This window comes from Paracoccus binzhouensis, assembly GCF_016446475.1.
In the GTDB taxonomy this organism is placed as follows: Bacteria; Pseudomonadota; Alphaproteobacteria; order Rhodobacterales; family Rhodobacteraceae; genus Paracoccus; species Paracoccus binzhouensis.
The window spans coordinates 24639-34354 of the sequence record NZ_JAEHFP010000041.1 but is presented as its reverse complement, the minus strand read 5'-3'; the positions used below and the strand labels follow the sequence as shown (position 1 = coordinate 34354).

General features: G+C 70.9%; 10 protein-coding genes. 2 read left to right on the top strand and 8 right to left on the bottom strand.

The genetic code is table 11. From position 1 onward, the window contains the following. Positions 1-87: 87 nt before the first annotated feature. Entirely contained in the window at positions 88-330 is a 243-nt protein-coding gene (locus I9P22_RS11400) for a YdcH family protein (RefSeq protein WP_199259599.1), read from the bottom strand. An 89-nt stretch (positions 331-419) separates the two neighbouring features. On the opposite strand from I9P22_RS11400, the gene I9P22_RS11395 reads away from it, so the two are divergent. Next, on the top strand, positions 420-1172 hold the full coding sequence (locus I9P22_RS11395) for a DUF599 domain-containing protein (RefSeq protein ID WP_199259598.1): 753 nt from the start codon (positions 420-422) through the stop codon (positions 1170-1172). On the opposite strand, the gene I9P22_RS11390 is transcribed toward I9P22_RS11395, so the two are convergent. The 7 genes from I9P22_RS11390 to I9P22_RS11360 form a co-directional block, all read right to left on the bottom strand. Continuing rightward, positions 1083-2279, bottom strand: a complete 1197-nt coding sequence (locus I9P22_RS11390; RefSeq protein ID WP_199259597.1) for an MFS transporter — start codon at positions 2277-2279, stop codon at positions 1083-1085. The genes I9P22_RS11395 and I9P22_RS11390 overlap by 90 nt on opposite strands. 279 nt (positions 2280-2558) lie before the next feature. Then, the gene (locus I9P22_RS11385) at positions 2559-3341 is read right to left on the bottom strand and encodes a crotonase/enoyl-CoA hydratase family protein (protein WP_199259596.1); all 783 of its coding nucleotides are present in this window, start codon (positions 3339-3341) and stop codon (positions 2559-2561) included. Then, positions 3341-4198, bottom strand: coding sequence for a hydroxymethylglutaryl-CoA lyase (locus I9P22_RS11380; protein ID WP_199259595.1), 858 nt, complete (start codon positions 4196-4198; stop codon positions 3341-3343). The genes I9P22_RS11385 and I9P22_RS11380 overlap by 1 nt, the downstream gene beginning before the upstream one ends. Beyond that, complete coding sequence (locus I9P22_RS11375; RefSeq protein WP_199259594.1) at positions 4191-4838, bottom strand: glutathione S-transferase family protein; 648 nt, start codon at positions 4836-4838, stop codon at positions 4191-4193. The genes I9P22_RS11380 and I9P22_RS11375 overlap by 8 nt, the downstream gene beginning before the upstream one ends. Further along, on the bottom strand, positions 4835-6760 hold the full coding sequence (locus tag I9P22_RS11370; protein WP_199259593.1) for an ATP-binding protein: 1926 nt from the start codon (positions 6758-6760) through the stop codon (positions 4835-4837). Before I9P22_RS11370 ends, I9P22_RS11375 begins: the two co-directional genes overlap by 4 nt. A 79-nt stretch (positions 6761-6839) precedes the next feature. Continuing rightward, complete coding sequence (locus I9P22_RS11365; protein ID WP_199259592.1) at positions 6840-7349, bottom strand: O-acetyl-ADP-ribose deacetylase; 510 nt, start codon at positions 7347-7349, stop codon at positions 6840-6842. 5 nt (positions 7350-7354) lie between these two features. Next, positions 7355-8959, bottom strand: a complete 1605-nt coding sequence (locus I9P22_RS11360; RefSeq protein WP_199259591.1) for a carboxyl transferase domain-containing protein — start codon at positions 8957-8959, stop codon at positions 7355-7357. A 145-nt stretch (positions 8960-9104) separates the two neighbouring features. On the opposite strand from I9P22_RS11360, the gene I9P22_RS11355 reads away from it, so the two are divergent. After that, complete coding sequence (locus I9P22_RS11355) at positions 9105-9716, top strand: OmpW/AlkL family protein (protein ID WP_199259590.1); 612 nt, start codon at positions 9105-9107, stop codon at positions 9714-9716.

The following is a 9716-nucleotide window of genomic DNA, read 5'->3' as shown; positions in this document are numbered from 1 at the left end:
GCCGCCGTGGCGGCACGGCCGGGGCGCCGGCGGATGCAAGGCGCGCGCGTGCGTGCGCCCCTTGGCCCGCCCGCGGCGGCCCTCGCCTCAGGCCCCCGCCGCAGAGAGCATGCGGGCAATCTCGTCCTTCAGCGCGGCGCGCTTCCTGCGCAGCTCGGTCTCGGCCTCGTCCGACATCGGGGTATGGCGGCTCTCCGCACCGAAGACCTGATCGTTGATGGCGTCATATTCCTCCAGCAGCCGGGCGAAATGCGGGTCCGAGACCTTCAGCGCATGAATGCGCTCGGCATCGTTCGGAAATTCCTCGTGAATGGCATGCGGTGCGGCCATGGCTCCCTCCGGGTTGCTCGTTACGCGCCCAAGGTAGGATCGGCGCAACGGGCTGGCAACAGGCCGCCGGCGGCGATAGAACCGCGGGCATGGACATCAGCGCCCCCCTTCCCGGTCCCTTCACCCTGGCGGATCTTGCCGCCGTGGCCTGGCTTTTCCTTGCCTGGCTGGGCATTGGCTGGATCACCGAGCACCCGCCGAAGCACCGCCCCTCGGTCTCGGTGCTGATGAAGGACTACCGCCGGGAATGGATGCGGCATTTCGTCACCCGCGACCCGCGCATCTTCGACGGCAACATCCTGACCACGCTGCGCGAGGGCACGGCCTTCTTCGCCTCGGCCTGCCTGATCGCGGTGGGCGGCGGGCTGGCGCTGATCGGCAAGACCGACCAGCTGGCCGGCGTGGCCCGGCAGTTCGACCTGGGCCACGTCCCGGCGCTGAAATGGGAGATCAAGATCGTCGTGGTGCTGTTCTTCGTGGCCAATGCGCTGCTGCGCTTCGTGTGGTCGCACCGGCTGTTCGGCTATTGCGCGATCATGATGGCCTCGGTTCCCGACGATCCCGGGGACCCACGCGCCCTGCCCGCCGCCATGCAGGCGGCCGAGATCAACATCACCGCGGCGCGCAGCTTCAACTCGGGCCTGCGCTGCGTCTATTTCGCGCTGGGGGCGCTTGGCTGGCTGGCCGGGCCGCTGGGCCTGTTCCTGGCCACCAGCTATGTGCTCTTCATCTCCTGGCGGCGGGAATTCGCCTCACACTCGCGCCGGGTAATCCTGCACAGCGCCCCCGGACTGGCGGGCCTGGTGCCAGGCCAGCGCCAGGGCCAGCAGCCCGGCGACTGACAGCGCCACCGCCACCAGCCCGGACGAGCGCCAGCCCCAGCCCGCGGCCAGCGCCATCCCGGCAAGCCAGGGCCCCAGCGCATTGGCGGCGTTGAAGGCGGCATGGTTCATCGCCGCGGCCATGCTTTGCGCCTGGCCCGCCACGTCCATCAGCCGGGTCTGCAGCGGCACCACCATGCCCGAGCCCAGCCCCAGCACGAAGGAGGAAGCCAGCATCAGCCCCCAGTTGCCCACCGCACAGGCGGCAAAGCCCTGGGCCAGCGCCATCAGCACCATCAGCCCGAACGCCGCGCCCCAGGTGCCGTAGTGGATGGTCAGCCGCGCGGCCATCACCCCGCCCAGGGTGCCGCCGATGCCGAAGGCCGACAGCATTGCCGGCACCGCCCAGGCCGGCGGCTGGGTGGTCGCCAGCATGGCGGCAGACAGGAAGGAATAGACCGCGAACAGCCCGCCGAAACCGATGGCCCCGACCAGCAGGATCAGCACCACCGCCGGATTCCCCAGCGCCTTCAACTCGTCGAAGGGGCGGGCGTCCCGGGGCGCGCCGACCCGCGGCGCCAGGCGCAGGATCAGCCAGCCGGCCAGCAGCGCCAGCACGCCGGGCAACGCGAACCCCCAGCGCCAGCCGAGGCCCTGCCCCAGCATCCCGGCCAGCGGCACCCCGGCGATATTGGCGACGGTCAAGCCCAGCAGCACCTGCGTCACCCCCTTGGCGCGCTGCTCGCGCGGCAGGGCGTCGGCGGCGAACAGCATCGCCACGCCCAGGAAGCCGCCATGCGGCAGCCCGGCCAGGAAGCGGGTGAAGACCAGCGTGCCATAGCCCGGCAGCACCGCCGCCAGCAGGTTCATCACCCCATAGGCGGCGATCAGCGCCGCCAGATAGCGCCGCCGCGGCAGCCGCGCCCCCAGGATCGAGGTGATCGGCGCGCCGACCACCACGCCAAGCGCATAGGCGCTGACCACATGGCCGGCCTGCGGCTCGGTGATGCCCAGGTCGCGCGCATACCAGGGCAGAAGCCCCATGGCGGCGAATTCCGAGGTGCCGATGGCAAAGGCGCCCAGGCCAAGGGCAAGGATGGCAAGCTTGAGATTGGGCTGCGGCGGCATGGCGGCACCTTCCGGGCTGGCATATAGGGGGAAGCAAGGCCCGATAGCGTTAACAGATGCGACCATATGTCGCCAAGCCACGCCCACGAAGTCCTGACATGCACAAGGCGCAAGGCTGGACGGAGGGGCTCCGACACCCGGCTTTCCGTTTCCCAAATACCCGAATGCGGCAGGCCCGCCGGCGCGGCGCGGACCTGCCGGGCCAAGGATTGCAGCCTCGGTTCCGCAGGTGCGCCCGGCACGGGTATTGGGGCAACGAAGAAGCGGCCGGGCCGCGCCTCAGCCGGTCTGCCAGCGCGGCTTGCGCTTGTCGAAGAAGGCGGCGATGCCCTCGGGGGCCTCGTCGCCCTCCCAGACATCGACCAGGGCCTGGATGCTGGCCTCGATCTCGGCCGCGCCGATGGGCGGGCCGAGGCGGCGGGCCAGGCGCTTGGCCGCCGCCACCGCACCGGGCGCGCAGGAGAGATAGGGCACGGCCTCGGCCTCGATGGCGGCGTCCAGCGTCCCGGCATCGGCCAGGCCCGCCAGCAGGTTCAGCCGCATCGCCTCCTCGGCGCCGAAGAGGCGGGCGGACATGAAGACGCGCCGCGCCTTGTCCTCGTCCATCCGCGCCAGAACATAGGGGCCGATGGTGGCGGGGATCAGGCCGAGCCGGGTTTCGGTCAGGCCGAAGCGCGCCTCGGGCACGGCGATGGCCAGGTCGCAGACCGCGATCAGGCCGACGCCGCCGCCGAAGGCATTGCCCTGCACCCGGCCGATCAGGGGCTTCGGCAGCGTGTTCAGCGCGTTCAGCATCATCGCCAGTTCGCGGGCGCCCTCGCGGCGGGTCGCGGCATCGGCGCGCATCTGCTCCTGCATCCAGCCGAGATCGCCGCCGGCGCAGAAGCTGCGCCCCTCAGCCGCCAGCACCACCACGCGCACGGCCGGATCGGCGCCCAGCCGCCCGGCGGCCTCGGTCAGTTCGCGGATCATCTGCGCCGACAGCGCGTTGTGCTTGTCCGCGCGCGCCAGCCACAGATGCGCGACGCCGCGGGCGTCGGTCTCGATGCGGATGGTATCCATCACGGCGCTCCTCTCATGCCTCGGGCCATGGCGGCGGCGCGGTCGATCACCGCCATGTCGAGGCCGGTGTCATATCCCGCCGCCGCCAGATGCGCGGCGACCCTTTCGGTGGCGACATTGCCGGCGGCGCCCGGCGCATAGGGACAGCCGCCCAGGCCTCCGACGGCGGCGTCGAAGACCCGCAGGCCCCGCGCCAGGCTCGCGTCGATGTTCTGCAGCGCCCGGCCGGCGGTGTCGTGGTAATGGCCGGCCAGGTTTTCGGGCGGCAGTTCCTGCAGCACGGCGGCCAGCATGGCGTCGATGGTCTCGGGCCGGGCCTGGCCGATGGTGTCGCCCAGGCTGATCTCGTAGCAGCCCATGTCGCGCAGCGCCGCCGCGACGCGGGCGACGCTGGCGGGCGGCACCGGCCCGTCGAAGGGGCAGTCGGTCACCACCGAGACATAGCCGCGCAGCGGAATGCCGTCGGCGCGCGCCGCCTCGGCCACCGGGGCGAAGCGCTCCAGGCTTTCGGCGATGGTCGCGTTCAGGTTGGCGCGCGAGAAGCCCTCCGAGGCCGAGGCGAAGATCGCCACCTCGTCGGCGCCGGCGGCGCGCGCCGCCTGGTAGCCGCGCAGGTTCGGGGTCAGCACCGCGTAACGGATGCCGGGGCGGTGGGCGATGCCGGCCATGACCTCGGCCGCGTCGGCCATCTGCGGCACCCATTTCGGCGGCACGAAGCTGGTCACCTCGATGCGCCGGAAGCCGGCCTGCGACAGCAGGTCGACCAGCGCCACCTTTTCCGCCGCCGGTATCAGGCGCTTTTCGTTCTGCAGCCCGTCGCGCGGGCCGACCTCGAAGATCTCGACCGTCTCAGGCATCGGGCACCTCGTAGAAATCGCGCTCATAGATGGCATCGCCGCCGGCACGGGCCAGGGCGCGGCGATAGGCGGGACGCGCCGTCATCCGGTCGCGATAGGCGGCCAGCGCCGGATAGTCGGCGGCGGGCAGGAAGCGGAACACCGCCTCGATATTGAAGCCCAGCATGCAATCGGCCGCCGAAAACACGGACAGCAGCGTCTGGCGCCCGGCCAGGTGATCGTCCAGCGTCCGGGCGGTGACGGCCAGCCGCCGGGTGTCGAGCCGCATCAGCGGGATCGAGCGGGCGCTTTCGGGCCGCAGGAAGATGTGATGGATGTTCAGGGCCTGCAGGATGCAGGCCTGGGTCTCGGCGAAATGCAGCCATTCCAGGAAATCGGCGCGTTCGGGCGCGCCGGGTTCCGGGGCCAGCCGGCCCTCGCGCTCGGTCAGGTATTGCAGGATGGCGCCGGATTCGAAGATGGGGCGGCCGTCGATCTCCAGCGCCGGGATGCGGCCGGCGGGCGAAAGCGCGCGAAATTCGGCGCTGCGCAGGCTGCCATCGGTCAGAGACCACAGGCGCAGTTGGCAATCGAGGCCCAGCTCCTCGATCAGCCACAGCACCCGCATCGAGCGCGAGCCGGGGACATGGTGCAGGATCATGCCTCCTCCTCCTCGAGCCGGATCAGCGCGGCGCCGGCCTCGACCTGATCGCCGGCCCGGGCGAAGACCTCGCCCACGCGGCCGTCGCGGGCGGCGGTCAGCGTGTGCTCCATCTTCATCGCCTCGAGAATCGCCAGAGGCGCGCCGGCCGCCACCTCCTGCCCCGGTTCGACGAAGATCGCCTTGACCAGGCCCGGCATGGGCGACAGCGTCATGCCGCCGCCCGCTTCCTCGCCGCCGCGGGCCAGCGGGTCGAGCGGCGTCAGCGTCAGCGAGCGGCCGCCGAAGACGCTGGTTCCCGCCGCGTGGTTGACGATGCGCGAGCGGCGCGGGCTGCCGTCCACCCACCAGCGCCCGCCCTCGTAGCCGATCTCATGCGTGCTGCCGTCCAACGTGACGCGGGCGGCGCCGGGGCCGAGGACTTCCAGCACCGCCTCGCCGCCCTCCCAGGCGATGGTGCGGCGCAGCGGCTGCCAGAGGGTGATGCCGCCGCGAATGGTCGGATCGTCGAGCCCGGCAAGGCCGAGGACCGCCAGCGCCTTCGCCCGCGGATCGGGCTCGGCTGCGGCGACCAGCGCCTGCAGGTCGCGGGCGATCAACCCGGTATCGACCTCGCCCTTGCCGAAGGCCTCGTGCCGGGTCAGGGCGATGAGGAAATCGACATTGGTGACCGAGCCCGCCACCTCGGTATCGACCAGCGCCGCCTCCAAGGCCCGCAGGGCGATGGCGCGGGTGGCGCCATGGGTGACGATCTTGGCGATCATCGGGTCATACCAGGGGCTGATGCTGTCGCCGGGCCGCACCCCAGTCTCGATCCGGGCATGGTCGGGAAAGCGCAGATGCGCCAGCCGGCCAGTGGCGGGCAGGAAGCCCGCCGGCACGTCCTCGGCATAGAGCCGGGCCTCGAAGGCATGGCCGGTGATCGCCAGGTCCTCCTGCCGCGCCGGCAGCGGCTCTCCGCTGGCGACGCGCAGCTGCCATTCGACCAGGTCGATTCCGGTGATCAGTTCGGTCACCGGATGCTCGACCTGCAGGCGGGTGTTCATCTCCATGAACCAGAACCCGTCCGGGGAAAGGCCGCGCGAGCCGTCGACGATGAATTCCACCGTGCCGGCGCCGGCATAGCCGATGGCCTCGGCGGCGCGCACAGCGGCCGCGCCCATGGCGGCGCGCATCTCGGGGGTCATGCCGGGGGCCGGGGCTTCCTCGATCACCTTCTGGTGGCGGCGCTGCAGCGAGCAGTCGCGCTCGAAGAGGTGGACCGCCTGGCGGCCGTCGCCGAAGACCTGCACCTCGATATGGCGCGGCCTGGAGATGTATTTCTCGATCAGCACCGCGGGGTTGCCGAAGGCGGTGGCGGCCTCGCCCTGCGCGGATTGCAGGGCGGCGGGGAAGTCGCTGCTGCGTTCCACCAGCCGCATGCCCTTGCCGCCGCCGCCGGCCACCGCCTTGATCAGCACCGGATAGCCGATGGCATCGGCCTGGGCCTGCAGGTGGGCGGCCTCCTGGTTCTCGCCGTGATAGCCGGGGACGACCGGGACGCCGGCTTCGGCCATCAGTGCCTTGGCGGCGTCCTTGAGGCCCATCTTGCGGATCGCCTCGGCCGAGGGGCCGATGAAGGTCAGGCCGGCCGCCGTCACCGCATCGACGAAATCCGGGTTCTCGCTGAGAAAGCCGTAGCCGGGATGGATCGCCTGGGCGCCGGTATCGCGCGCGGCGCGGATGATGGCATCGCCGCGCAGGTAGCTGTCCCTGGGCGCCGGGCCGCCGATGGGGACCGCCTCGTCGGCCAGGGCGACATGGCGGGCGGCGCGGTCGGCCTCGGACCAGACCGCGACGGTCCGCACCCCCAGCTTGCGGGCGGTGTCGATGACCCGGCAGGCGATCTCGCCCCGGTTGGCGATCAGGATCTTCTGGAACATCCGGCACCTCTTGTGGCAGGCGAGGCGCCGGGGGTTTCACACCCCCGGACCCCCGTGGAGTATTTGACGAACGAAGAAATCATCGCCGGGCCTCCTCGACCGCCCGGCGCAGCGTGGCGTGGCCGGCGGCGTCGAAGCCGACCAGCGTGACTTCGAGGCCGGCGCCATGGGCGAGGATGGTGGCGACGGCGATCCGGGCGGCGCGTTCGGCCGGAAAGCCGTAGATGCCGGTCGAGATCGCCGGGAAGGCGATGCGGGCCAGGTCATGGGCCTGGGCGAGCTGCAGGCTGTGGCGATAGGCGCCGGCGAGCAGCGCGTCCTCCTCCGCCCCGCCGCCCCGCCAGACCGGGCCGACGGCGTGGATGACGTAGCGGGCCGGCAGGGCATAGCCGCGGGTGATGCGGGCCTCGCCGGTCGGGCAGCCGCCGAGCGCGCGGCATTCCTCCAGCAGTCCGGGGCCGGCGGCGCGGTGGATGGCGCCGTCCACCCCGCCGCCGCCCAGCAGGCTGCGATTGGCGGCGTTGACGATGGCGTCCATGGCGAGCCGGGTGATGTCGCCTTGCAGGGTGGTGAGGCGGGGCCGCTCCATCGCCGTCACATCCGGAAGATGCCGAAGCGGGTCGGCTTGATCGGCGCGTTGAGGCTGGCGCGCAGGCTGAGGGCGAGGATGTCGCGGGTCTTGCGCGGGTCGATGATGCCGTCGTCCCAAAGCCGGGCCGAGGCGTAGAGCGGATGCGACTGGCGCTCGAACATCTCGATGGTGGGGCGCTTGAACTCGGCCTCCTCCTCGGCGCTCCAGCTGCCGCCCTGGCGCTCGATCCCCTCGCGGCGCACGGTGGCGAGCACGCCGGCCGCCTGCTCGCCGCCCATCACCGAGATGCGGGAATTGGGCCAGGTCCAGAGGAAGCGCGGCCCGTAGGCGCGGCCGGCCATGCCGTAATTGCCGGCGCCGAAGCTGCCGCCGACCAGCATGGTGATCTTGGGGACCGAGGTCGTCGCCACCGCCGTCACCATCTTGGCGCCGTGCCGGGCGATGCCCTCGTTCTCGTATTTGCGGCCGACCATGAAGCCGGTGACGTTCTGCAGGAAGACCAGCGGGATGCCCCGCATCGAGCAGAGCTCGATGAAATGCGCGCCCTTCTGCGCGGCTTCCGAGAAGATCACGCCGTTATTGGCGACGATGCCGATGGGGCAGCCTTCCAGATGCGCGAAGCCGGTCACCAGCGTCTCGCCGAAGCGGGGCTTGAACTCGTCGAAGCGCGAGCCGTCCACGACGCGGGCGATCACCTCGCGGATGTCATAGGGGATCTTCAGGTCGGCAGGGACGACGCCCAGGATCTCCTCGGGGTCGTGGGCTGGGGGCTCGGGCGATTGCCATTGCACGGTCTGGGGCAGCCGGCGGTTCAGATTGCCGATGCTGCGCCGGGCCAGGGCGAGGGCATGGGCGTCGTCCTCGGCCAGGTAGTCGGCAACGCCGGACAGGCGGGTGTGGACGTCGCCGCCGCCGAGATCCTCGGCCGAGACCACCTCGCCGGTTGCGGCCCGGACCAGCGGCGGGCCGGCCAGGAAGATCGTGCCCTGGTTGCGGACGATGATGGTGACGTCGGACATGGCCGGCACATAGGCGCCGCCCGCCGTGCAGCTGCCCATGACCACGGCGATCTGCGCGATGCCCTTGGCCGACATGCGCGCCTGGTTGTAGAAGATGCGGCCGAAATGGTCGCGGTCGGGAAAGACCTCGTCCTGGTTGGGCAGGTTGGCGCCGCCGGAATCGACCAGGTAGATGCAGGGCAGCCGGCATTCCTCGGCGATTTCCTGGGCGCGCAGGTGCTTTTTCACCGTCATCGGGTAATAGGTGCCGCCCTTGACCGTGGCGTCGTTGGCCACCACCATCACCTCTTGCCCATGCACCCGGCCGAGGCCGGCGATCACGCCCGCGCAGGGCGCGGCGCCATCATACATGCCATGCGCCGCCGTGGCGCCGATCTCGAGGAAGGGCGAGCCGGGGTCGAGCAGGTTCGCCACCCGTTCGCGCGGCGGCATCTTGCCGCGCGCCACATGGCGCTCGACCGCCTTGGGCCCGCCACCGGCCGCCGCGGCCAGCGCCGCCTCGCGCACGGTGTCCAGCATGGCGAGATGCGCCGCGCGATTGGCGCGGAAGGTCTCCGAGGACGGCAGGGCCGAGGTGCCGAGTTTCATCACGTCATCCTTTCGGTCGTGGCGCCGGGGCCATGCGCCAGTTTGACGCAGTCAGGGCCCGGAGGGGAAATTCTTGATCCAGATCAACGCCGCGATCGCGGCCGGGGCGGCATGAGCGGGCATGCGACAAGAAGAGAGGATCGCCATGAGACAGAAGCTTGCCCTTGCCGCGGCGCTCGCCGCGCTTGCCTCGCCCGCGCTGGCACAATCGCAGGGGGAATGGACCCTGGGCTTCGGCATCGCCAATGTGAACCCGAAATCCGACAATGGCGTCCTGGCCGGCGGCACCGTGCCTACCGACATCGGCGACAATACCCGCCCGACCATCACCTTCGAATATTTCATCCGCGACAACCTGGGCGTCGAGGTGCTGGGTGCCCTGCCCTTCAAGCACTCGATCCGATCGAACGGCACCGAGATCGGCACGGTGAAGCACCTGCCGCCGGTCGTGTCGCTGCAATACCATTTCGACGCCACGCCGCAGTTCAAGCCCTTCGTCGGCCTGGGCGTGAACTTCACCGGCTTCTGGGACGGCGAGGCCAAGGGGCCGCTGGCCGGTTCCGACCTGCGGGTCAAGAACAGCGTCGGCCTGGCCGCGCATCTGGGCGGCGATTACTGGATCAACGACCGGGCAGCGATCCGTGCCGACCTGCGCTGGATCGACATCGATTCGGATGTCGAGCTGAACGGCGCCAAGATCGGCGAGGTCGAGGTCGATCCGGTTGTGGTCGGCATCAGCTATGTGATGAAGTTCTAG

Coding starts and splice junctions, on each gene's coding strand:
- I9P22_RS11400 (WP_199259599.1), bottom strand. CDS start 330: ATGGCCGCACCGCATGCCATTCACGAGGAATTTCCGAACGATGCCGAG.
- I9P22_RS11395 (WP_199259598.1), top strand. CDS start 420: ATGGACATCAGCGCCCCCCTTCCCGGTCCCTTCACCCTGGCGGATCTT.
- I9P22_RS11390 (WP_199259597.1), bottom strand. CDS start 2,279: ATGCCGCCGCAGCCCAATCTCAAGCTTGCCATCCTTGCCCTTGGCCTG.
- I9P22_RS11385 (WP_199259596.1), bottom strand. CDS start 3,341: ATGGATACCATCCGCATCGAGACCGACGCCCGCGGCGTCGCGCATCTG.
- I9P22_RS11380 (WP_199259595.1), bottom strand. CDS start 4,198: ATGCCTGAGACGGTCGAGATCTTCGAGGTCGGCCCGCGCGACGGGCTG.
- I9P22_RS11375 (WP_199259594.1), bottom strand. CDS start 4,838: ATGATCCTGCACCATGTCCCCGGCTCGCGCTCGATGCGGGTGCTGTGG.
- I9P22_RS11370 (WP_199259593.1), bottom strand. CDS start 6,760: ATGTTCCAGAAGATCCTGATCGCCAACCGGGGCGAGATCGCCTGCCGG.
- I9P22_RS11365 (WP_199259592.1), bottom strand. CDS start 7,349: ATGGAGCGGCCCCGCCTCACCACCCTGCAAGGCGACATCACCCGGCTC.
- I9P22_RS11360 (WP_199259591.1), bottom strand. CDS start 8,959: ATGAAACTCGGCACCTCGGCCCTGCCGTCCTCGGAGACCTTCCGCGCC.
- I9P22_RS11355 (WP_199259590.1), top strand. CDS start 9,105: ATGAGACAGAAGCTTGCCCTTGCCGCGGCGCTCGCCGCGCTTGCCTCG.